This window comes from Acinetobacter sp. YH12098 (genome assembly GCF_013419235.1).
GTDB lineage: Bacteria > Pseudomonadota > Gammaproteobacteria > Pseudomonadales > Moraxellaceae > Acinetobacter > Acinetobacter amyesii.
The window spans coordinates 1-23,614 of sequence record NZ_VPAO01000046.1 but is presented as its reverse complement, the minus strand read 5'-3'; the positions used below and the strand labels follow the sequence as shown (position 1 = coordinate 23,614).

23 protein-coding genes are annotated in these 23,614 nt (G+C 40.6%); 14 read left to right on the top strand and 9 right to left on the bottom strand.

All coding sequences use genetic code 11. The annotated features are described in order from the left end of the window. Positions 1-50 precede the first annotated feature (50 nt). The gene (gene glpD / locus FTU38_RS14110; RefSeq protein ID WP_180111639.1) at positions 51-1,568 is read left to right on the top strand and encodes a glycerol-3-phosphate dehydrogenase; all 1,518 of its coding nucleotides are present in this window, start codon (positions 51-53) and stop codon (positions 1,566-1,568) included. An 81-nt stretch (positions 1,569-1,649) separates the two neighbouring features. Here the strand turns inward: glpD and FTU38_RS14105 are convergent, their stop codons facing one another. Then, on the bottom strand, positions 1,650-3,482 hold the full coding sequence (locus FTU38_RS14105) for a phosphoenolpyruvate carboxykinase (GTP) (protein WP_078189879.1): 1,833 nt from the start codon (positions 3,480-3,482) through the stop codon (positions 1,650-1,652). A 413-nt stretch (positions 3,483-3,895) separates the two neighbouring features. On the opposite strand from FTU38_RS14105, the gene FTU38_RS14100 reads away from it, so the two are divergent. The 5 genes from FTU38_RS14100 to FTU38_RS14080 all read left to right on the top strand — a co-directional run bounded on the left by FTU38_RS14100 (position 3,896) and on the right by FTU38_RS14080 (position 9,193). Continuing rightward, positions 3,896-4,834 (top strand): diacylglycerol kinase family protein, encoded by a 939-nt coding sequence (locus tag FTU38_RS14100; RefSeq protein ID WP_180107156.1) that lies wholly within the window; start codon positions 3,896-3,898, stop codon positions 4,832-4,834. After that, positions 4,815-5,600: a metallophosphoesterase gene (locus FTU38_RS14095; RefSeq protein ID WP_180111637.1), complete on the top strand. Its 786-nt coding sequence runs from the start codon at positions 4,815-4,817 to the stop codon at positions 5,598-5,600. Before FTU38_RS14100 ends, FTU38_RS14095 begins: the two co-directional genes overlap by 20 nt. 183 nt (positions 5,601-5,783) lie before the next feature. Then, the gene (gene groES / locus FTU38_RS14090) at positions 5,784-6,074 is read left to right on the top strand and encodes a co-chaperone GroES (protein WP_078192966.1); all 291 of its coding nucleotides are present in this window, start codon (positions 5,784-5,786) and stop codon (positions 6,072-6,074) included. A gap of 73 nt (positions 6,075-6,147) precedes the next feature. After that, a complete protein-coding gene (groL, locus tag FTU38_RS14085) occupies positions 6,148-7,782 on the top strand; it encodes a chaperonin GroEL (protein WP_180111635.1) in 1,635 nt (544 codons plus the stop codon). 259 nt (positions 7,783-8,041) lie between these two features. Next, positions 8,042-9,193: a helix-turn-helix transcriptional regulator gene (locus FTU38_RS14080; RefSeq protein ID WP_004972128.1), complete on the top strand. Its 1,152-nt coding sequence runs from the start codon at positions 8,042-8,044 to the stop codon at positions 9,191-9,193. Between the two features lie 38 nt (positions 9,194-9,231). Here the strand turns inward: FTU38_RS14080 and FTU38_RS14075 are convergent, their stop codons facing one another. Beyond that, positions 9,232-10,428, bottom strand: coding sequence for a hypothetical protein (locus tag FTU38_RS14075; protein ID WP_180111633.1), 1,197 nt, complete (start codon positions 10,426-10,428; stop codon positions 9,232-9,234). A 244-nt stretch (positions 10,429-10,672) separates the two neighbouring features. Between FTU38_RS14075 and FTU38_RS16890 the strand changes: the two genes are divergently transcribed. Further along, positions 10,673-10,798: a hypothetical protein gene (locus FTU38_RS16890; RefSeq protein WP_257222683.1), complete on the top strand. Its 126-nt coding sequence runs from the start codon at positions 10,673-10,675 to the stop codon at positions 10,796-10,798. A gap of 82 nt (positions 10,799-10,880) precedes the next feature. Here FTU38_RS16890 and FTU38_RS14070 read toward each other — a convergent pair whose 3' ends face one another. After that, positions 10,881-11,363, bottom strand: coding sequence for a copper resistance protein NlpE (locus FTU38_RS14070; protein WP_180111631.1), 483 nt, complete (start codon positions 11,361-11,363; stop codon positions 10,881-10,883). 281 nt (positions 11,364-11,644) lie between these two features. On the opposite strand from FTU38_RS14070, the gene FTU38_RS14065 reads away from it, so the two are divergent. Continuing rightward, positions 11,645-12,223 (top strand): 1-acyl-sn-glycerol-3-phosphate acyltransferase, encoded by a 579-nt coding sequence (locus tag FTU38_RS14065; RefSeq protein ID WP_171319294.1) that lies wholly within the window; start codon positions 11,645-11,647, stop codon positions 12,221-12,223. An 80-nt stretch (positions 12,224-12,303) separates the two neighbouring features. Here FTU38_RS14065 and FTU38_RS14060 read toward each other — a convergent pair whose 3' ends face one another. Together FTU38_RS14060 and FTU38_RS14055 are read right to left on the bottom strand one after the other, a co-directional pair. Continuing rightward, entirely contained in the window at positions 12,304-12,633 is a 330-nt protein-coding gene (locus FTU38_RS14060; protein ID WP_180111630.1) for a hypothetical protein, read from the bottom strand. A 190-nt stretch (positions 12,634-12,823) separates the two neighbouring features. Continuing rightward, entirely contained in the window at positions 12,824-13,561 is a 738-nt protein-coding gene (locus FTU38_RS14055) for a sulfite exporter TauE/SafE family protein (protein ID WP_180111629.1), read from the bottom strand. A gap of 199 nt (positions 13,562-13,760) precedes the next feature. Here FTU38_RS14055 and FTU38_RS14050 point away from each other — a divergent pair, with 199 nt between their 5' ends. Next, positions 13,761-14,243 (top strand): hypothetical protein, encoded by a 483-nt coding sequence (locus tag FTU38_RS14050; protein WP_180111628.1) that lies wholly within the window; start codon positions 13,761-13,763, stop codon positions 14,241-14,243. Positions 14,244-14,299: 56 nt separating this feature from the next. Here the strand turns inward: FTU38_RS14050 and rsmD are convergent, their stop codons facing one another. Next, positions 14,300-14,851: a 16S rRNA (guanine(966)-N(2))-methyltransferase RsmD gene (gene rsmD / locus FTU38_RS14045; RefSeq protein ID WP_180111627.1), complete on the bottom strand. Its 552-nt coding sequence runs from the start codon at positions 14,849-14,851 to the stop codon at positions 14,300-14,302. A 3-nt stretch (positions 14,852-14,854) separates the two neighbouring features. Beyond that, complete coding sequence (gene mrdA, locus FTU38_RS14040) at positions 14,855-16,897, bottom strand: penicillin-binding protein 2 (RefSeq protein ID WP_180111626.1); 2,043 nt, start codon at positions 16,895-16,897, stop codon at positions 14,855-14,857. Between the two features lie 234 nt (positions 16,898-17,131). Here mrdA and FTU38_RS14035 point away from each other — a divergent pair, with 234 nt between their 5' ends. The 4 genes from FTU38_RS14035 to FTU38_RS14020 all read left to right on the top strand — a co-directional run bounded on the left by FTU38_RS14035 (position 17,132) and on the right by FTU38_RS14020 (position 20,059). Next, the gene (locus FTU38_RS14035; protein WP_078192958.1) at positions 17,132-17,650 is read left to right on the top strand and encodes a hypothetical protein; all 519 of its coding nucleotides are present in this window, start codon (positions 17,132-17,134) and stop codon (positions 17,648-17,650) included. Positions 17,651-17,714: 64 nt separating this feature from the next. Beyond that, positions 17,715-19,031 (top strand): hypothetical protein, encoded by a 1,317-nt coding sequence (locus FTU38_RS14030; RefSeq protein WP_218954727.1) that lies wholly within the window; start codon positions 17,715-17,717, stop codon positions 19,029-19,031. Between the two features lie 84 nt (positions 19,032-19,115). Then, positions 19,116-19,775 (top strand): adenylate kinase, encoded by a 660-nt coding sequence (adk, locus tag FTU38_RS14025; protein WP_078189866.1) that lies wholly within the window; start codon positions 19,116-19,118, stop codon positions 19,773-19,775. Between the two features lie 86 nt (positions 19,776-19,861). Continuing rightward, complete coding sequence (locus FTU38_RS14020; RefSeq protein WP_180063484.1) at positions 19,862-20,059, top strand: hypothetical protein; 198 nt, start codon at positions 19,862-19,864, stop codon at positions 20,057-20,059. Between the two features lie 56 nt (positions 20,060-20,115). Here FTU38_RS14020 and nth read toward each other — a convergent pair whose 3' ends face one another. Both nth and FTU38_RS14010 read right to left on the bottom strand, forming a co-directional pair. Continuing rightward, positions 20,116-20,805: an endonuclease III gene (gene nth, locus FTU38_RS14015; protein ID WP_180111625.1), complete on the bottom strand. Its 690-nt coding sequence runs from the start codon at positions 20,803-20,805 to the stop codon at positions 20,116-20,118. A gap of 2 nt (positions 20,806-20,807) precedes the next feature. Then, the gene (locus tag FTU38_RS14010; protein ID WP_180111623.1) at positions 20,808-21,602 is read right to left on the bottom strand and encodes an RnfABCDGE type electron transport complex subunit B; all 795 of its coding nucleotides are present in this window, start codon (positions 21,600-21,602) and stop codon (positions 20,808-20,810) included. 330 nt (positions 21,603-21,932) lie between these two features. Here FTU38_RS14010 and gdhA point away from each other — a divergent pair, with 330 nt between their 5' ends. Next, complete coding sequence (gene gdhA, locus FTU38_RS14005) at positions 21,933-23,279, top strand: NADP-specific glutamate dehydrogenase (protein ID WP_373684004.1); 1,347 nt, start codon at positions 21,933-21,935, stop codon at positions 23,277-23,279. The last annotated feature ends 335 nt before the right edge of the window (positions 23,280-23,614 follow it).

Genomic DNA, 23,614 nt, shown 5'->3' with positions numbered 1-23,614 from the left:
GCAAAGAAAACGAAGCATTGTTGAATAAAAAGACATAGCGGGAGGGAGCGATGAATACACAACAACAATCAATATATGACATGGTGGTCATTGGTGGTGGAATAAATGGTGTTGGTATTGCCTGTGATGCAGCGGGGCGGGGTTTAAGTGTTTTGCTCTGTGAAAAAGACGATCTCGCGAGCCACACTTCATCTGCAAGTAGCAAATTAATTCATGGTGGTCTGCGCTATTTGGAACATAAAGAATTTCGTTTGGTACGTGAAGCACTGGCAGAACGCGAAGTTCTCCTTAAAAAAGCCCCTCATATTATTCGACCGATGCGTTTTATCATGCCACATGAACCGCACTTACGTCCGGCTTGGCTGATTCGGACTGGATTATTCTTTTATGATTATTTGGGTAAGCGAGAACAGCTTTCAGGCTCAAATGGTATTGAATTTGATGTGGAAGCTAGTCCTTTAGCATCCAAATTTACCCGAGGGTTCGAATATTCCGATTGTGCAGTAGATGACGCACGTTTGGTTGTACTGAATGCGATACAAGCACGCGAATATGGTGCACAGATTCTGACTCGAACAGAATGTTTAAATGCATATAGCAAAGCTGGAATTTGGCAGGTGTGTTTGAAAAATGCCAAGGGTTTGCAAAATGTGCAGGCTAAAGTATTGGTGAATGCGGCAGGTCCTTGGGTTGCTGACTTTATAAAACAGGGGTTAAAGCAAGAGTCACCTTATGGTATACGGCTGATACAGGGTAGCCATATTATTGTGCCAAAGCTCTTTGACGGTGATAAAGCTTTTATTATGCAAAATGATGATCATCGCATTGTCTTTGCGATTCCTTATTTAGAACAATATACCCTGATCGGCACGACAGATCGTGAATATCAAGCAGACCCAAATCGAGTAAAGATAAGCCAGGAAGAAATCGATTACTTGCTTGATGTGTCAAATGATCACTTTAAAACTCAATTGACGCAAACGGACATCATTTCAACTTATTCAGGTGTGCGTCCGCTGTGTGATGATGAGTCAGACAATCCAGCAGCAGTCACGCGAGATTACACCTTGGCACTGACCGATGTAGAAGGGGCTGCATTACTTTCAATCTTTGGCGGCAAGCTCACTACCTATCGAAAACTCGCAGAAGCAGCATTAGATCAACTTAAAACGGTTTTTCATCATCGATCCAAAGCGTGGACTGCTGATGCAACATTGCCTGGTGCGGAAAATTTAGAATCGGTAGAGCAGTTGATGGTTGAAATCCAACAAAAAGTGCGAGGGGTTTCGAGCAGCTTAGCTAGTCGTTGGGCGCATGCTTATGGAACACGTGTCTGGATTTTGCTGAATCATTTAACTTCGATTGATGAATTGGGGCAAAACTTTGGACATGGCTTGTATGCTCAAGAAGTGGATTATTTGGTCGAACATGAGTGGGCGAGAAGTTCTGAAGATATTTTGCAAAGACGGACAAAGTTATATTTGCAATTCAGCGCAGCTGAAGTTGATGCTTTGGATGAATACTTAATGGCAATACGAATAAAGCAAAAAGCTCAAGATGTGGCTTAGTTGATATAAAAAAAGACCGCACAAGGCGGTCTTTTAAATCTCCCTTAATCCCTCTTTTAAAAGAGGGAAATTAAAGGCGGATTAAGCAGATTTTTTTACAGCTTCTAAAAGCTCGTCTTGACGTGCTTTAAGTGCTTTTGGTAAACGGTCACCAAGTTTGTTGAACAATTCAGTGTGGCTTTCAAGTTCTTTGATCCACTGTTCTTTGTCTTGTGAAGTTACAAGATCAAATTGTTCTTTAGTGAAGTCTGAACCAGTCCAGTTCAATTGTTCGTAAGTCGGTACGCGGCCAATTGGAGTTTCAACAGCAGTTGCACGACCTTCACAACGGTCAATGATCCACTCAAGAACACGCATGTTTTGACCGAAACCAGGCCATACGAAGTTGCCTTCAGCATCACGACGGAACCAGTTCACGTTGTAGATACCAGGAAGTTTGTTGCCAGCAGCTTCAGCTTTAGCAGCAACTTGTTCACCAAGCTCTAACCAGTGAGAGAAGTAGTCAGCCATGTTGTAACCCGCAAATGGAAGCATTGCGAATGGGTCACGACGAACGATACCTTGTTGACCAACAGCAGCAGCAGTTGTTTCAGAGCCCATAGTTGCAGCTTTGTAAACACCGTCAACCCAGTCAAATGCTTCTGAAATTAGAGGCACTGTGTCTGCACGACGACCACCGAAGATGAATGCAGAAATTGGAACACCTGCTGGATTTTCCCAGTCAGCATCAATAGAAGGACATTGACCAGCTGAAACTGTGAAACGAGCATTTGGATGCGCAGCTTTTTCACCAGCAACGTGTGGCTGACCTTTCCAGTTAGTTAGGTTAGCAGGTGCTTCTTTAGAAAGACCTTCCCACCATACTTCACCGTTGTCAGTTACAGCAACGTTTGTATAGATCACGTCTTTGTGAAGTGTTGCCATACAGTTCGGGTTAGTTTTGGTATTTGTACCAGGTGCTACACCGAAGAAACCAGCTTCAGGGTTGATTGCATATAAGCGACCGTCTTCACCTGGTTTGATCCAAGCAATATCGTCACCTACAGTTTCAATTTTCCAACCTTCGTAACCCGCTGGTGGAATCAACATCGCGAAGTTTGTTTTACCACAAGCAGAAGGGAATGCAGCTGCGATGTAGTGTTTTTCGCCTTGTGGGTTAGTCACGCCAAGGATTAGCATGTGTTCAGCTAACCAACCTTGTTGACGACCCATAGAAGATGCAATACGTAAAGCTAGGCATTTTTTACCCAACAATGCGTTACCGCCGTAACCAGAACCGTAAGACCAGATTTCACGAGTTTCTGGGTAATGAACGATGTATTTTTCAGGGTTGCAAGGCCAAGCAACGTCTTTTTGACCTTCTTCAAGCGGAGCACCAACAGTGTGTACGCAAGGAATGAAGTCACCGTCAGTACCAAGTACGTCATAAACAGCTTTACCCATACGAGCCATTTTAGACATGCTTACAGCAACGTAAGGAGAATCAGTAAGTTCGATACCGATGTGAGCAATATGAGAACCTAAAGGACCCATAGAGAAAGGAACTACGTACAAAGTACGGCCTTTCATTGAACCGTCAAATAAACCATTCAGACGAGCACGCATTTCAGCTGGAGCTTCCCAGTTGTTTGTTGCGCCTGCATCTTCTTGTTTTTCAGAACAGATGTAAGTACGACCTTCAACACGAGCAACGTCAGAAGGATCAGAATTAGCAAGGTAAGAACCAGGATGTTTTTCTTGGTTAAGTTCTTGCATAGTGCCGTTAGCGATCATCAAGTCGATATAACGTTGATATTCTTCTGCGCTACCGTCACACCATTCGATTTTTGCTGGTTTGGTTAATTTGGCAATTTCTTCCACCCAAGCAATGAGCTTAGGGTGACGAACGAATTCTGGTGCGTTCACTTGGGTCATGGTGAGGCCTATCTCAAAAATGTACTAACCGTACAAAGTATAATCTGCATCATGGGATACATCATGCAGATAAAAGATGAAAAAAAAGTGGCTGTATTAAAGCATAAAATCATAAAAAAAATAAGACTAAAGAAGTGGTAGATTTTTTTTGGTAGTTAATACTATTTATATTAAATATAGATAAAATACAATAACTTAACATATAATGTGGTGAATTTTCACTTTATTTATTAACGTGATGGACAATATTTTATATAGTTATTTTTAATAAAAACAAAAAGTTGCATGTAATTGATATTTGAGAATTATTATTGATTAAATAAATGGTGGTAATTCGATTTTTACATAAAGGCGCTATTATTTGCTGTTAAATTCGACAAAATAAAATACTAAGCGGCCAAGATGTATAAAAAGTGATTAAACAAGCCAAGCCTTTATCTATTATCTATAATAAAAAATCAGGATTTCATGCTGCAAACAAAGATGAAGTCTACGAGGAACTTGTGCGGATATTATCCGATCATAATTTCGAAATACAGTCATTTGAGCTTGGGCAGGAAGCGAGTTTTGATACTTTAATGAGCAAGGTATTTGCACGCCATAAAGACCCTGATAATTTGGGTGTTGTGGTTGCTGCAGGTGGTGATGGAACCTTAAATGCTGTTGCTCATCAGTTGATGCATACCGATATTCCTATGGGGGTCTTACCTTTGGGCACATTTAATTATGTGGCGCGGGTACTCAATATTCCTCTCGATTTAATTCAAGCGGCACAGGTGATTGCGACAGGCAATAATCGACAGGTACATGTGGCGCAAATCAATGAACATATCTATTTAAACAATGCCAGTTTGGGCTTGTATCCTTTATTTATACAAAAAAGAGAATTTTATAATCAAAAGTTTGGTCGTTTCCCATTACATGCTTATACCTCAGGTTTGGATGTGCTGATTCGAGATCGTAAAGAGTTGAAATTGGAAATCGAAGTGGATCATCATATTTATCCAGTCAAAACGCCTTTGATCTTTTTTGGTAATAACCAATTGCAATTGGCCGATTTAAATTTGCAAATTGCTAAAGATGCAGCAGCAGGTAAAGTTGCAGGTGTGGTGGTCGCAAAAAGTGATAAGAAAACGTTATTTAAAATTTTATGGCAGTTGATCCGTGGCAATATCGACAATGCGCCAGATGTGTATAGTTTTGCCGCTAATGAAGTCACGATACATACTCAACGAAAAAAAATGACCGTTGCTGTGGATGGTGAGATTGTAGAAATGAAACCGCCGCTTAAAATTCGAGTGCAAAAACAAGCCTTAAAGATACGGGTGCCACATGATACTGCATCTGTCTGATCTGCATTTTGGCACTGAAAAGCCAGAGTGTATGCGCGCGATTCAGCAATTTTGTCGTGAAAATCGTATCGAAGCCGTGGTTGCCAGTGGAGACTTAACCCAACGTGCGCGCTATCGTCAGTTTTATGCATGTAAGCAATTTTTAGAAAGCTTAAAGCTGCCTTATATCGTTGTGCCAGGGAATCATGATATTCCGCTGTATCATTTATGGAACCGTGTTTTTAGTCCTTTCGCACGTTATCAACTTTTTTTTGGTGCCATGGAAAATGTACTGGAAACCGAACATTTTTATTTAATTGGGATCAATAGTATTCGTCGTCGTTACCATACGCGAGGGCATGTATCGCTCGAGCAAATACATCATGTCGACGAGTTACTTAAACATGCGCCTCCCAATAAAGTGAAATTAATCATAGCGCATCAACCTTTTTATACGCCGCCCAATGACCCACATGGTGTGAAAGATTGTCCTGTTCAAGGGCATTTGGCACTCGAGCAATGGAGTCAACACGGTTTGAATGGTTTATTGCATGGACATTTACATGTTCCAGCCAGCTATGACCTCAATCAAATTTATGCTTTAGGTGCTGCGCATCCAGTTTGGGATATTCATGCTGGAACTGCAACGTCATATCGCCTACACGATAACCTTGCCAACAGTTTTAATGTCATTGATGAGCAGATGAATGTGCAGCATTATTTTTATCATTCAAAGTTAAAAATATTCGAAGAAAATTTTAGTACTCATATTTTGGATGAGCTTTAATCCTTTAAATTTAAATTTTGAAGAAAAAAAATACAAAAAAATGAAAAAAATTAAATTTTGCCCTTGAAGGGTTTTTTTCCATCCCCACAAAAGTGTCATCTAAATTATTTTTTGTCGATGGCTTACGGAAATCAAAATGTCATCGTCTTTTATCTAGTAAATAGACTTAGTCTGGAGTTAACTATGAGCAATATTCGTCCTTTGCATGACAACGTTGTGATTCGCCGTGTTGAAAAGGAAACTAAAACTGCTGGTGGTCTTATTTTAAGTACTTCAGCAGCTGAACAACCTGCTCAAGGCGAAGTAATCGCTGTAGGTAATGGCAAAGTAACTGACAATGGCGTACGTGCATTAGACGTTAAAGTTGGTGACAACGTATTGTTTGGCACTTATGCCGGTACAAAAGTAAAAGTAGCAGGCGAAGAGCTTCTTATTATGAAAGAGTCTGACATCTTAGCGGTACTTGAAGCTTAAGTTTCGTACACGCATTTAGACCCTTTTATTCATCATAAATTGTTAAAAAATTTAAAAAGATTCGGAGTTAGACATGTCAGCTAAAGACGTAAAATTTGGTGATTCAGCGCGTTCAAAAATGATCGCGGGTGTAAATGTACTTGCAGATGCTGTAAAAGTGACTTTAGGTCCTAAAGGCCGTAACGTTGTCATCGACCGTTCTTTCGGTGCACCGCACATCACTAAAGATGGTGTTTCTGTTGCTAAAGAAATCACGTTAAAAGACAAGTTTGAAAACATGGGCGCTCAGCTAGTTCGTGAAGTGTCTTCAAAAACCAACGACATCGCGGGTGACGGTACAACAACTGCAACTGTTCTTGCACAAGCAATCCTTAATGAAGGGATTAAATCAGTAACTGCGGGTATGAACCCAATGGATCTTAAACGCGGTATCGACATCGCGGTTAAAGCTGTAGTTGCTGAAATTAAAGCGACTGCAAAACCTGCATCTGACTCTAAAGCGATTGAACAAGTAGGTTCTATTTCTGCGAACTCTGACACCACTGTTGGTAAACTTATTGCTCAAGCAATGGAAAAAGTTGGTAAAGAGGGTGTAATTACAGTTGAAGAGGGTTCAGGCTTTGAAGATTCTCTAGATGTTGTAGAGGGTATGCAGTTTGACCGTGGTTACATCAGCCCGTACTTTGCAAACAAGCAAGATACACTAACAGCTGAACTTGAAAACCCATACATTCTTCTTGTTGATAAAAAAATCAGCAACATCCGCGAATTAATTGCTGTACTTGAAGCTGTTGCTAAAACAGGTAAACCGCTTCTTATCATTGCTGAAGATGTTGAAGGTGAAGCACTTGCAACTCTTGTTGTAAACAACATGCGTGGCATTATCAAAGTTTGTGCTGTTAAAGCACCTGGTTTTGGTGATCGTCGTAAAGCCATGCTTCAAGATATCGCGATTTTAACTGGCGCGACTGTAATTTCTGAAGAAGTAGGCATGTCACTTGAACAAGCGTCTCTTCAAGATTTAGGTACAGCGCATAAAGTTACTGTTTCTAAAGAAAACACAGTAATTGTTGATGGTGCAGGTGTTGCAGAGCAAATTGCTGAACGGGTAACTCAAATTCGTGCTCAAATTGAAGAATCAACTTCAGAATACGACAAAGAAAAACTTCAAGAACGCGTTGCTAAATTGGCAGGCGGTGTTGCTGTAATCAAAATCGGCGCTGCAACTGAAGTTGAAATGAAAGAGAAGAAAGATCGCGTTGACGATGCACTTCATGCAACTCGTGCTGCAGTTGAAGAAGGTGTTGTAGCAGGTGGTGGTGTTGCACTTGTACGTGCTGCAAAAGCACTTGAAGGTGTGTCTGGTGCTAATGATGACCAAAATGTTGGTATCAACATTTTACGTCGTGCGATTGAAGCGCCGCTTCGTCAAATCGTTGCAAACTCTGGTGATGAGCCATCAGTTGTAATCAATGCTGTGAAAAACGGTGAAGGTAACTTTGGTTATAACGCTGCAACTTCAGAGTATGGCGATATGCTTGAAATGGGTATTCTTGACCCAGCTAAAGTAACACGTTCTGCGCTTGAGCATGCTGCATCTGTTGCGGGCTTAATGCTTACAACTGAATGTATGATTACTGAAATCCCAGAAGACAAGCCAGCAATGCCAGATATGGGTGGCATGGGTGGTATGGGCGGTATGATGTAAACCTCAGCGTACCCAAACTTCAAAAACCTCGTATCGTCAGATACGGGGTTTTTTTTATGGCGTAGTTTTTGTAATGTAGAGATTGCACACATGAAAAGACAAAATCACCTAGCTATTTTTTATTTACACATTAAATGTGTAATATGTATTTAAACTCCTTTTTTTGTGAATAAAACTCATTATTCTTTTTAGAACAATAAGAAAAACAAATGATTAAATAAATGTAATGCAGATTGGAGTAGGCATAAAGGGGATAAAAATGGATAACCGAGAACACGAAATTATAGGCAGTATTTATGATGCCGCTGTAGATGTGAATTTATGGCCGCAAGTAATTGAAAAAATTGTTCAATATACAGACAGTAAAACCGCCATTTTTACTGCCTTAGATCAATTTAGTCCAAGTTACGATTTTTTATTTAGTCACAATATTCCAGATGAAGCTTTGCATGCCTATCGTGATGAGCGGATTCGCGTGATTGACATGCAGTTACACCGAGTATTGTGGGAAAATTTAGGTGTGGGGCAAGTAGCGAGCTCGGATTTATCGCATTATGGGGAAAACCCTGAAAGTGATGAATATATCTTTTATGAGCGCTGTTTGAATCCGACGGGAATTAGTTATATCTCGGCTGTTTTGCTCGATCAGGGTTCACATCGCTGGGCGGTTTTGGGGCTACACCGTGCGCCAGATGTAGCGCCGTATCAACAAAAAGAGTTGGATTTTTTAAAGCATTTGGGTGTGCATTTACGCCGTGCTTTACAAATCCATCGTCAGTTTAGTTTGGTTAAACAAGAAAATTTAAGTTTGTATAGCGTGCTCGATCATTTAAAAACAGGTGTAATTTTGCTTGATCATCAGCTGAGTTTGACTTATTCAAACCCTTTAGCTCAAAGCATGCTGGAACACGATTCATGTTTAGATTTGGATTTGTATAATCGATTAAAAACCCATGCTTATGATCAAAGTCGTTTAGATCAACTATTACATTCAGCGTTGTTGGGACAGTCGGCATTAAACGCAGATGTAGGCGGTGTATTGTCTTTGTCAGATGCGAAAGGACAACAATTAATGCTGACTATCGTACCTTGTTCTAAATTAAAAAATATGCAGCATCAAAATGCAGGACAACATCAAATTGCGGTATTTCTGACCGATAAACATCAGCACTATGCCTTGTCTAAAGCCTATTTGCAGCAAGCTTATCAATTATCTAAACGTGAGTTTGAGTTGTGTGAGTTGTTGTTGAATGGTTATAAGTTAGAAGAAATTGCGGAACATTGCGGGATTACCCTCAGTTCGGTGCGCACTTATTTTAAAAATATTTATGAAAAAACCCAATGCAACTCGCAAATTGAACTTATGCATTTATTAATGGGTTGTACCATTCATTTTGAGCATATTGGTTAAAGCTGCCTAAGTTTGGCTTAGGCAGCTTTTGAATATGTTTAGTTACTACGTTGTAGGGTAACAGAGTCTTCGCCTTGCGGATGCAAGGTTAGGCTTGTTCCTGAGATGCTGTAAGTTGCATTCACTTTACTGCCATCCCAAGAGTCTTGTAAGCCACCGCAATCGTTGGTGTCATATAACACTTCTGTTGCGGCAAGTGTATTGGCTGTCATTGAATATTTGCCATATTCAATACCTGGGTTAGCGCAATCATCATCGCCTTCAGTGTCTAACAAGAAATAGAATCCTGTGTCAAAGAAAGCAAATAAATGAGTTTGATTAAATTGCCAAGTGCCGACTAAACCTGATGATTGTTTGACTTTAGTTAAAATATAGGTGCTATTACTTCCTACATCAGTCAGCACTAAATCTGTACCGTTATAACTTAGGCGGTAATGACCATCATTGTCTGGATGTGAAAGCCCGTAGTCTCCATTAGTATCTACTGAGATCACAGGGCTCAGCGCTGAAGTTAAAGCATTCCAATTTAGTCGTCCTGTTTCGATACCAGACTTCCCTGTTTCATCAGCTACATCTGCTTCACCTAGCGCATAACGTCCGTCTGGTAAAATATGTAATATAACAGTAGTGCTTTCAGTACGCCCAATTTCCCAAGTGCCTGCAATATCTTTATAGAAAGTGGCTTGGAAGTTTTCTGCAGCTTTTTCAGGTGTCACGATTCGATCTAGTGGGATATCGGTTTTAGGGATCACTTCATTGACAAACGTAGTTGAAAACTCTGCGGGTGTTTGCTCGAAATTCATATTCACAGCGGTTAAGGCTGTTTGAGTGTCTGCAGTAATTTCAATTCCATTGCTATGGTCGCCATCGCTATCTAAAGATTGTAAAAATACCATTAAGTTGGTACGGGCATTTTCACTTTCAGCCAAATCTAGTGGGGTAATACGTGCTTTAGCTTCAATGGCTTCACCAAGTTGCACATCACCAATAAAGAAGCGAACAGTATCACCCTCAGCATATTCAAACTCACCTTTATCATTGGTGATACCTTCAATACTTTCACCTGAACTCGAAGCTCTGAGATATTTAACCCCAGTTACAGGGCCATCGGTCAGTACACCAATCTGTGTTGCTGAACTCGGTGGCGGATTCTGATTGCTACCAGAATCATTGTCTGACCCGCCACATGCACTGAGTAAACCTGCTAAGGCTAAGCAAATTAACGTTTTTTTCATCATGAATTCCTTGTCATCCAAATTGTTATGTCAGAAGTATAGAAATAAGATGAATCTAGGAGCTATCCCAAAATTGGGAGGGCAAATACAAAAATCTGTGAGAAAAAATGAAGAAAAAACAATATTTTTGTGAAAAAGTATAATTTTTTGATTTTCAGTCACGGAAGATCCACTCGCCTATGTTAATTTGAAGAAAAATATTGCGTGTTTAAGCCCAATCGCCACCAGAAAGTGATCTTGTTCTATGCTGTCAAAATTTTTTATTGAACGTCCAATTTTTGCAGGTGTGCTCGCTATTATGGTGATGGCCGTACTTCACTTAGCGCTGCAATTGGTGTTGCTGGTGGTAGCGAAGTTGGTGGTCGTGTAGGTCTTTCTTATGTATTTGGCGGAAAATAATTAACCCGTTGATACATTTGGATTAAACAAAAAATCCTATTTAGAGTAAAACACTAATCAAGCTTTTTGGTGAGTTTAAGATTTACTTCAGGCATTTCTAGTTTTTCACCTTTATCACCACGAAGCTCAATAAAGTTTTCACCTACAAAGTAAATTCGATTGTCGCCTTGGGCATCAAGTTGAATCATCCCAGGTTGATCTGGCAAAAACTTAAAACTGCCTTTTACTTTATTTTCAGTGTTTGCAGGCTTACCTAAAAACTGTTGGCTAAGCTCATAGCTTTTATCCAGTTTGAGTTCAAGCTCAGTTTCAATCCCTTTGCAATCATGGCAAGGCAGAATTCCTTTATATTCACCTGCCCAATCAAGTGCATTTTCGGTGTTATCACCTGTGGCAATCGGGCTTTCTGAGGCAGCGTCCGTATTGGCAATGACATTATTATCTGGTGGTGTCGCAGTTTCAGATTCATTACTGGTCTTTGAACATGCCGTTAGGGTTGCACTGACCATACAGAGTGCGAGCATTAGTTTTTTCATGAGATTTATACACCGTACGTACCCAATATAATGCTAAGCGTGACTATTATTGCGCAAGAAAAATAGCCTATTCCTGTTAACAATTGTGTGTTTGGTTAATACATCAAAACAGACATTTGATTTTTAAAAATTCGTAAATGAAAAAATATTGGTGATTTACCTAAAAGTGAACGCTAAAGGACATTTATATATTAATTGGTGAATAACTGAACAATATAGGCTTTTATAATTATTTTGCGTTGTTAAACTCTGCGGCATAGAAAAAACTGTCGGTGCAAATTGTGTTTGAAAAAACAGCGGAAAAAAGTCTTAACTTAATGGGGTGGCAAATTGATAACCATTGGGATTTAAATATTGACCAATGTGTCATGATTGCAGCGCCACATACCAGTAATTGGGATGCACTTTATGCACGCCTTGCCCTGAAAGCTTTAGGGGTAAATGTTCGTATCACGATTAAAGACAGTTATATGAAATTTCCGTTTGGACCTTTTGTACGTGCTATGGGCGGAATTGGTATTAATCGTCGTCCAAAACAAGATGGTGAAGCACGTCAAAGTATGGTTGAGCTGATGGCTGACTTGTTCAAGCATCATCCAAAATTGGTCATGTTGGTGACGCCAGAAGGGACACGCGCCAAACAAGAGAAGTGGAAAACTGGTTTTTACCATGTTGCTATGCAAGCGGGTGTACCGATTGCTTTAGCCTATATGGACTATGCGCAGAAAAAGACTGGGGTGGGTAAAATTGTTTATCCTACAGGTGATTATGAAAAAGATATGGCGGAAATCATGGGTTTCTATGCGCAAATACATGCCAAATTTCCTGAAAAATTCAGTGTCGATACACGCTATCACTAATCCAACAATCCAATAAAAAAGGACAGTATTGGCTGTCCTTTTTACGTTTAGATGATTCTGTTTAGATTTTTATATTGAATTTAATCATTAAAATCGGGATGGATACCGCCCAGATTTTGACATGCCGCCTTATAAATAATGTATTGCTGATCAACCACATCGATGAGCGGGATACGAAATAACTTTTCGCCTTGCTTATAGCTATCGATATAAGACACGACTTTTTGTTTGCTTGATGCTAGTTTTTCTTCATGGAAAGTTGTAATCGAGCTATGAGTCATATGTGAACTTTCAATATTATTGCACTGAAAATGTGAGAGTAGTTTTTCAGCTTTTTTAATTTCGCTGGACGTGCCAAATATACAGCCGCTAAGCAGAGTTACACCTGCAAGCAGGATGAACTTTTTCATGGTTTTATTTTAAGCAAAATTATGAGGTGCAATATTCTATTAATTTTCGTCAGAAAAATTAATTACTTTTTTACCATTTGGCTAATTTTTATTTAAATGTGAACTGTGTCATTGTTACAAGATGTGAATGTCTAACTGAGAAGGTATTTTTCTAGAATAATTTGGACAAATATCTTTAGGTTTTGAGTCATCAGGTTAAGACACTCATCGTTACCAAAAAGCAGCCTGAAGAAAATAATAGCCCTAACACGATATGCTTAAATTGGCGTTCTGAAATGCGATAAAAAAGTTTGGCACCAAAAATCACTGGAAAAGCCATAATCACCAACAGCACGGCTAAATAGGGCAGATGTTCACGATGGATGATCCCTTGTAGCAGATAGCTGATGAGTGTAACGAGCTGAATGGCTAAATTGAAATGTCGCAAAATATAGCGTTGTTCTGCTTTGGGTGTATTTTTCAGCATGAGCCATGCAGAGGGTAATGCACCACAAAAGCCTCCAAGACCACCCAAGATCCCAGCAATATATCCAATACTAGAATCCGCCCATTTCCCTGATTTTTGGATGGATGAAAATTTAGGATTAAAAAATAAAATTGGGCACCAAAACATTAAAAAAGCGCCCAAAACCAATTTAAATGTATCTGGATTAATGCTGTCTAATAAATAGGTACCGAGCGGTACACCTAAAATTCCTGCAATTAAATAGGGATAAATGATTTTTTTATTGATCGGAATGCTTTTACGTTCTGATGATAATGAGATGAAGTGGCTATAAACTGAAGCGCAGACCACCAATGGTGCGGCTATTTGCGGGGGAAGTATCCAAACCCAAAATGACATTGCGATAAGGGCGAATGCAAACCCTGTTAATCCTTGTACGAATCCCGCAAAGATGGCACCAAGAATAAAAATCAGACAAGTCATTAAATTACAGCTTTGAAATACGTGGCGCTATTGTAGTGAATTTTTCTATATAAATGTGGCTGACTGAGTAAATGTAGCAAAATTGGACCTCAAACCATGAATAAAACATGAATGTTTAAATACAGCAGATGTACACAGACTTCCGATTAAATTCATTTCGATAATTGAAAATGCTCTTCATCAAAAACGAGTGCTACACATGCTTAAACAAGTTGCTTTGCTATCTGTGGTTGCAATTACATTTACAGGGTGTGTCGTGGCGCCATTTGATGATGGCCGATACCAATCGAATCGATATGGTTATGCAAATCAATATGGTTATTCAGGTCAATATGGTGGTTCATACGGTCAGCGCTATGACTCAAGTCAGCGTTATGACCGCTCATATGGTCGAGTGAATAGCCCGCAACATCGACCAAACTCACCACGACCGAATTCGAATAGCCGTCCAGACAATATATATAAACCAAATGCGCATAAACCGTATGTACAGAAACCTTCATCTCAGCATCCGTCAAATGTGCATCGTCCAAGCTCAAAGCCTCAGACGCCAGCTAAACCCAATACAAGCAAGCCCCAGCAGCAAAAAACACAGCAACAACGTCCAAAAGTGACGCCCGTGGATAAAACTAAAACTCCGGGTGGATTTAACAGCCAGCGTCCACTTCGACCACAGGTTTAATGATTTTCAAGTAATAAAAAAGGACGCATTGACGTCCTTTTTTGTGTGCATTTACATTAAGCCTTTTTATATAAGCCTGCACGCACCGTCCCAGCTTTGGTTTGTTTGATTTGCTGCCAACTGCTCGGCAGTTTTAACTGAGCAAGATCACGATCAGCTTCGATATAAATTAAACCATTGTCTGCAATGCACGGATCGACCAATTCAGCAAGTTCTTGCCATAAATCAAGACTATAAGGGGGATCTAAGAAAATCAGATTAAATTGATCTTTCAAATTAGGAATGGCTTGTTGTGCCGTCATGTTTTTGAGTTGCACACGTTGTTTACTCACCCTTAAGAGTTCTAAATTGTCCATGAGAAACTTCGCTTGGGTGCGATCAGGTTCAATTAAAACGGCTTCTGCTGCACCACGTGAGAGTGCTTCAAACGATAATGCCCCTGAACCTGTACACAGGTCGAGAACTTTGGCATTTTGAACATCCCACATGAGCCAGTTAAATAATGTCTCGCGGACACGGTCAGGTGTAGGGCGTAGACCGTCAATACTGGCAAAAGGCAGTTGACGACGTTTCCATTCACCCCCAATGATTCTTAATTGATTTTTCATGAATTATTCCTCATCGGTTGCATGTGCGGCACTGGCAGCACGAGGTGTTGTATTTGCAGTATTCGGTTGTTGAGTGGCGCTGTTGTTCTGCTGAGCTGTTGGGCTCGCATTTGGATCGGCTGATAAAATATTTGAGCCGCTTGGTAACTCACTCGGTTTTAGACCCGCAGTCATGAGACCACCGCTAATTTGATGGCCTGCAGGACGAATTGGATTCTTTTTACGTGTTAATAACCAGTAGTCAAACATTGGTTTAGCAATTTGAGCAGCAGAACCACCGTGACGACCATTTTCCCAAACGACGGCAATCGCAATTTCAGGTTTTTCCGCAGGGGCAAAACCAACAAATAAACCATGGTCAAGCTGACGCTCTGTCAATAAGGACTCGTTATAGCGTTTACCTTGGGCAATACTTTTAACCTGTGCGGTGCCTGTTTTACCTGCGATTTGATACATTGGGGTACGAATACCACGACCGGTCCCTGTTTGAACCACATCAATCATGGCATCACGCATTTTAATCCAATCATCTGGCTTACCATTAAATTGAATGCGACCATTCGGGGCGTTATGGACTTTATGAACCTTAGCGCCTTTACTTTCACGCAAAACGTGAGGTGTAACATGTGAGCCTTGATTGGCGGTAATAGCAGTCGCCATCGCCAGTTGTAATGGTGTTGCAGTAAATGCACCCTGACCAATACTGACGGAAATCGTTTCACCTTTAAGCCAGTTGGACTTCCGTGTGCGGAGCTTCCATTCAGGATTTGGATATAGCCCCGTACTTTCACTTGGTAAATCTACACCGGTTTTTTCACCAAAGCCAAACTGACGCATCCAAGTATTCATTTTTTCAATGCCCATACGATAGGACAAGACATAGAAATAGGTATCGCAGGAAATGACTTGAGCTTTGTGTAAATTAACTGAGCCATGACCAGTTTTTTTGTGGTCACGGAAACGATGGCTGTCACCCGGAAGCGTGAAATAGCCCGGATCTGAAATGGCAGTACTCCAATCCACTAGACCATAATGAATACCACCTAGACCAAACATTGGCTTAATCGTTGAACCCGGTGGATAAGCCCCTTGTACAGCACGGTTATATAATGGCTGATCGAGGCTATCACGTAGTTCAGAATAATCTTTGCTGCTAATCCCGGTAACAAATAAGTTAGGGTTAAAACTAGGACTGGACACAAGAGCAAGAATTTCTCCAGTACGTGGGTCAATCGCAACAATTGCACCACGTCGATCTGCGAGCTGCTCTGAAGCGACCATTTGTAGTCCATAATCTAGGGATAAATATAAGTCATTACCACGAATCGGATCTTTACGACCAAGGTGACGTAACACATTACCAAAGGCATCGGCTTCAACCGACTCATTCCCCGGCATTCCATGTAAAAGTTCTTCATATGATTTTTCAACGCCAATTTTACCGATCAGGTTTGAGCCAGCGTATAAATCTTTATCAATCGTTTTTAGTTCTTTGTCATTAATACGACCCACGTAGCCAATCACATGGGCAAACAGTTCGCCATGTGGATAGTAGCGAGTCATTTGGGTCTCTATATTGACACCTGGGAATTGATATTTCACCTCACTAAAACGGGCGATATCATTTTCATTTAAATTCAGTTTAATCGAAACACGTTCAGTCTTTTTAGAGGTTTTAATCCGACTTTTGAAACGTTCGATGTCTTCATCAGTCAGTTCTAACAGAGGCGTTAGGCGCTCTACCGTATCATCAATGTCTTCAACATCCGCACGGCTCATGGTTGCTGAGAAAACCGGATAATTATCCGCTAATAACACACCATTACGGTCATAGATATAACCACGAGAAGGTGCAAGCGGTTGCAATCGAATTCGGTTTTGATCGGCAGCAGTCGAAAAGGTCTCATAACTTTTGATTTGCAAATATGCATATCGTGCCACAAGCAACAGCATAAAGAAGGAGACAATCCCTATCGAAATCACCACGCGATTACGATAAATCCGCTTTTCTTGCTGGACATTTTTTAAAGGATAATGCTGCTTCATACGCGATCGACTTAAAGACTGAGAGCTAAAATAACGGAAGAGGCATATTCTAGCGCAACTGACATTTTTTTGATAAATAAAAAAGACTCTGCTGTGATTGCAGTCTATATTTTGACTTTGCAGACATGAAAAATATGGGGCTTTGTGTATAACAGTTCATATTATTCTGCTAAAGTCGAAACGTATAAAAAAGGAATATTCCAAAAAATAATACTAAGGAAGTTTGTGAAAACAATGAATAAATTATATCCATTGCTTGCATTTATGATGCTCGGAAGCATCGCACATGCCAATGACAATTCATTTTTACCTGAGGCAAAGTTAACAGGTAAGGGTTATCAACCATGGAATGTTGGAGCAGGTTTTACTCAAAAAATTATTCACGTGAATGGTGAGTGGGTAAACCCATATGGCATTGCCTATGCAAAAGCTGGTGTTTTCTTGAACGATGATAAAACACCTGGTGGGCAAGTCGGCTTTCGTTACCCCGTTCATTTCACTGGCAAAGATAAAAATGGTTATTATATCGGAGCTTATGCGGGCCACATCGACTCCAAGAAAGTAGATGGTGAAGATGAAGCGCGTTTAGGTGGTGGTATCGATCTTGCTTATGTGATGTTGAGTGCCGAGCGTATTAGTACGTTTAGTGTAGGCTTGGGTGCGGGTGAAAAATTAGAAGATAAATCAGGTAATGTGATTGTGGAAACCGAACCGAGACTACAAATCTCATATACTTTAAGTTTTGGTTTGTAGTGAAAATAATCAACTTTATTTTATAACCGCACTCACTGAATAAAATTAAATATGGAAGTTATGCATGCTTGAGTACGTTAACGAATTGTGGCAAACCTTTTTGCAACGTCCCGATTTTTGGGCTGTGCTGAGTATTATCCCCGTTACCGCATTCGTTACCTGGGCACACGTTTGGATGGCACTGAAAATGGTGTTTTACCCGATTACTTTCTGGGGATTCCATTTAGGTCCATTACCCGTGGGATGGCAGGGGATTGTGCCAAGAAAAGCTGGACGTATTTCTGGCATTATTACGGATAACACATTGTCTAAATTGGGTTCCTTGCGCGAGTTTTTGGATGCAATGGATCCTGAGGATATGGCGCGCATCATTGGTGAACAAGTTGGCTTTGAACTTGAACATTTGATTGATGAAGTCATGCTAGACCGAAATGCGGTGCTTTGGGAAAACTTACCGTATTCGATTAAACGCCGTATTTATGCCCAAGCACATAAACAGCTGCCAAATACCTTAAAAGAACTCGTGACCGAACTGACCATGAACGTAGAGTCACTTGTTGACATGCGTGAAATGGTGGTGAGTCAAATGGAAGCGGATCGTCTCTTGATGGTGCGGATGTTCCTTAAAGTTGGCCAAAAAGAAATCAACTTTATTTGGCATATCAGTGCCTTGATTGGGATGTTCTTTGGTATCTTCCAGATGATCGTTTGGTTTGTGGTGCCTTGGCATTGGACGGTTCCATTTTGGGCAGCAATCTGGGGCTTTTTGACCAACTGGATTGCCATCTGGATGGTATTTAATCCCATTGAGCCGCACCCTGTTAAGTATTTGCAATTATTTGAATTAACTAAAGATCGTAAATTCCCTTGGATGAAACCTGTGATTCCACGTATTGGAACGTACAATGTTCAAGGGGCGTTTATGAAACGCCAAGAAGAAGTTTCGGATGTATTCGCAAGTGTAGTAACAGAAGACCTAATTACGTTAAAATCCATCATGACCGAAATGATGTATGGCGGGAAGAAAGATAAGACCCGTCGCATTGTGAAACGTCATATTAATGAAATTATGGAATCTCCACTGGTTCGTACCTCATTACAGTTGTCTTTAGGTCCAAAAGAGTACGCAAAACTCAAGACAGACTTGATCGATCGCTCAATTGAAATTACGATGGTGCCTGTATGCGACCCTGCGTTTAATGCGAGCCGTGCACAGAAAATCTTTCAGATGTTTAGAGACCGTATTCGCGAGTTAACGCCTAAAGAATTTCAAAATTTGTTACGTCCTGCATTTCAGGAAGACGAATGGATTTTGATTGTCTTGGGTGGTGTAACCGGTTTTATCGCGGGTACAATACATTTGTTTGTGGCTTTCTTATAATTAGATGCTGGAAGATGATCTGAATCTTGGGTTTAGATCACTACATAGCGTCATATACAATGTTTAAAATGAGGATGTTTTTTTATGCGCATTATATTACTCGGACCACCTGGAGCAGGTAAAGGGACACAAGCTCAGTTGATCTGTAAGCGCTACGATATCCCACAAATTTCAACCGGTGATATGCTCCGTGCTGCGATTCGTGAAGGTACTGAATTAGGTCTACAAGCTAAAAGCGTCATGGATAATGGCGGCCTTGTATCTGATGAGCTTATTATTGGTCTTGTAAAAGAACGCATTGCTCAACCTGACTGTGTCAACGGCTGCATTTTCGACGGTTTCCCGCGTACGATTCCACAAGCTGAAGCGCTTGAAAACGAAGGTATCAGCATCGATCATGTAATTGAAATCGATGTACCTGACGAAGAAATCGTTCAACGTTTATCTGGTCGTCGTCAACACCCTGCATCTGGTCGTGTATATCACACCGTTTACAACCCACCAAAAGTGGAAGGTAAAGATGACGAAACTGGTGAAGATCTTGTTCAACGTCCGGATGACCAAGAAGCAACAATTCGTAAGCGTTTAGGTTCTTACCACGCTGAAACTGAGCAATTGGTTGGTTTCTACCAAGGTCGTGCAGCTTCTGGCGAAAACGCACCGACTTATGACAAATTAAATGGTCTTCGTCCAATCGATCAAGTTCAAACTGATTTGTTCGCGATTTTAGATCAGTCTAAATAATTCAACTTTTTTGAATTTTTGACAATCAAAGAGTCCTACTGCATAGTGGGGCTCTTTTTTTATGTGGCTTTTAGGGCGAATCTGTTATGAAATTTGCTTTGGTTATAATGGTCATCATCGCTGTGGCGGTGTTATTGGGCTTATTATTTGTCAGCTTTAAAATGTTGCGTAAGGTGCAAGTGGAAGAAGCAGAGCAAGCTAAATTGAACTCGAAGCAATATCGCTTACATCCAAAGCTGCAGCAAGAGTTTGATAAAAAAAACAAAGAACAAGATAAAAATTAAGCATCAACTCGATCAATTGATTTATACAAATTCCATCTACCCCGAAATTGAAGAGATTAATCTTCAATTTGGGTGGTTTTAATCGGTCTTAATGCGCCAAAGTCAAAACGGTCAGGCCAATTACATACATCAGACACGATACATTCATGACATTTGGGTTTGCGGGCAATACAGGTATAACGCCCATGCAGAATCAACCAATGATGTGAATCAACAATAAACTCTTTGGGGATGACTTTGACGAGTCGGTGTTCGACTTCCAAAACATTTTTGCCGACAGCCAATCCTGTACGATTACCTAAACGAAAAATATGTGTATCAACGGCCATGGTCGGTTGACCAAAAGCAGTATTCAGCACCACATTTGCAGTTTTACGACCGACACCGGGTAAGGCTTCCAAATCTGCACGATTATTCGGAACGATGCTGTTGTGCTTCTCAATGAGAATCTTGCAGGCTTTAATGACATTTTCCGCTTTTGAGTTATACAGGCCAATGGTCTTGATATATTCCTTCAGTCCGTCAACACCTAACGCATAAATAGCTTCAGGAGTATTTGCTACTGGAAAAAGTTTATCTGTGGCTTTGTTGACACTGACATCTGTGGCCTGAGCAGATAGGGTAACAGCCACTAAAAGTTCAAATGGACTACTATAATTGAGTTCAGTTTTCGGGTTGGGGCGTTGCTCACGTAAGCGTTCAAAAAAAGTTTGAATTTGCTTCTTAGTCATGTTTTTAACAGCCATGATTAAGCCCCTTGCAGTTGTGTTAATTGTTGCGTGAGCGTATGGAGTAACTCACGTTTTTTTGCATCGTCTCGAACACTCAGTTGTTTTTCTAATTTCTTAATTTGTGTACGAATTTTTGCAAGTTCAATGGTGGTTTTTGCATCGAGTTGAACGACTGGCGTAGCAGGTTTTTCCACGACTTCAATGACCGGTACTGAGTCTGTCTGGGTCGAAAATTGGGCAAAAAGTTCCGTATCAATTTCTGCGCGTACAATAGGGCCTTTACGATGAATTCGGCGCTTTTCCTCACGCTGAATATGTGCATAGTAGCGGCGACGTAAATCATTCTGTTCTGCGATTCGAACAGGTTCAGATGGCACTTGATCAAGCTCTTCGACTAGGTCGATACAATCCACTGGACACGGTGGGATGCAGAGTTCGCAGCCCGTACATAAATCCGTCAAGACCGTATGCATCAATTTGCCTGAGCCAATAATGGCATCGACAGGGCAGGCACTGATACATTTGGTACAACCAATACATTCATCCTCACGAATCACAGCTTTAACCCGTTGCGGGCGTCCATCACTTTGGATTGGCCAAACGCTGGCTTCTGCTGTTAAGTGTGGACGATTTAATAACGCTGCCAGTGCATCTGCCACAGGTTGACCACCGGGTATACATTTATTGGCTTCTTCTCCTTCACTGATGGCTTTGGCATAGGGTAAGCAGCCGTCACGGTGCCCACAAAGTCCACATTGAGTTTGTGGCAATAGGGCATCAATTTGTTGGATGAGGGAAATTTCAGAAGTCATGGGTAGTCGCGAGTACAAATGAAGGCAGAGAAAAACCAAAGAGGACGTTGAATTCTAGCATGTTTCAGTATGAATTGCTGTGCGCAAAAATGGGTCTATAGATGCCTCATAAATGAGCAAAATAATTCATTAAAATATTCCTAAAAGTAATAATATTTATAACTAAAATATCTGAGTAATCAATTTAAATCGCTGTTCTTTAAAGAATTTAAAGATTTTTTAAAAAAACTATTGCTGATTAGTTACAAAAGATATTTAATATTTTGCGCCAAAATATATCTTTGATCAAAATTGTGATCAATTTTGATCCATACATCTGCTGAGGATTAAGTGTTGAAATATAACAGCCTTAACGACTTCCTAGACTACGTTAAAACACGTGATGAACATCAACCTGAATTTCTTCAAGCTGTTGAAGAAGTGATGACGAGCCTTTGGCCATTCATCGAAAAGAACCAACAATATGCTGACTACGGTTTGCTAGAACGTCTTGTTGAGCCTGAGCGTGCAATTCAGTTCCGTGTTTCATGGGTAGATGACAAAGGTCAAACTCAAGTTAACCGTGCTTTCCGTGTTCAATACAACTCAGCAATTGGTCCATTCAAAGGTGGTATGCGTTTCCACCCATCAGTGAACCTTTCAATTCTTAAATTCTTAGGTTTTGAACAAACTTTCAAAAATGCCTTAACTACACTTCCTATGGGTGGTGGTAAAGGTGGTTCAGATTTTGACCCTAAAGGTAAATCTGAAGGCGAAATCATGCGTTTCTGTCAAGCATTAATGATCGAATTATACCGTCATCTTGGTTCTAACACTGACATCCCTGCGGGCGACATCGGTGTAGGTGGCCGTGAAGTGGGCTACATGGCTGGTATGATGAAAAAATTAAGCAACGACACAGCATGTGTGTTCACTGGTAAAGGTTTAACTTTCGGTGGTTCACTTGCACGTCCTGAAGCAACTGGTTACGGTACTGTGTATTTCGCTGAGGAAATGCTAAAAACTCGTGGCGATAGCTTTAAAGATAAAGTTGTAACGATTTCGGGTTCTGGTAACGTTGCACAATACGCTGCTGAAAAAGCAATGTACTTGGGTGCGAAAGTGGTTTCACTTTCAGACTCAGCAGGTACTGTATACGTAAAAGACGGTTTCACAACTGAACTTCTTGCTGAAGTAATGGAATTGAAAAACGTTAAGCGTGGCCGTATTTCTGAATTTGCATCTAAGCACGGTTTTGAATATTTAGAAGGTCAACGTCCTTGGTCTATCAAATGTGATATCGCGCTGCCATGTGCAACTCAAAATGAATTAGATGAAGCTGATGCTGAAGCTCTTCTTGCAAATGGCGCAATCTGTGTTGCTGAAGGTGCGAACATGCCTTCAACTTTGGCTGCAGTTGAGAAATTCGTTGAAGCGAAAATTCTTTATGCACCAGGTAAAGCATCGAATGCGGGTGGTGTTGCGACTTCTGGTCTTGAAATGTCTCAAAACGCAATTCGTTTGGGTTGGACTTTCGAAGAAGTTGATGAGCGTCTACATGCGATCATGAAAGAAATTCACCGCAACTGCGTGAAATACGGTACTGAAGAAGATGGTACTGTGAACTATGTAAACGGTGCGAACATTGCAGGCTTCGTAAAAGTTGCTGACGCAATGCTTGCTCAAGGCGTTTACTAAGTTCTCCGTAAGTTGAACTGAAAACCGAGGCTCAAGCCTCGGTTTTTTTATGGCGGAATGGTTTAGAAAATATAGATATATTGCTAGGTGTTCATTAGCCTAAGTTGTAATTTGCTATCGATAATGTTGAAGTGAAAATTTAAGGGTTGGTCGAGCAAACGTTTAAAAATGAAGCCCTGACCGATGTAACTGTGTGCTGAACTTCAGAGTGTTAGCGGCAGTGTAAAAATGACCCCCTAATGGCATTTAAAAACTGACCCCCTTGGTTAATATAGCGGTCATTTTGGACTGCTCAACATGTTAACTTTGGAGCAAGCAGTGACAATCCAAATACT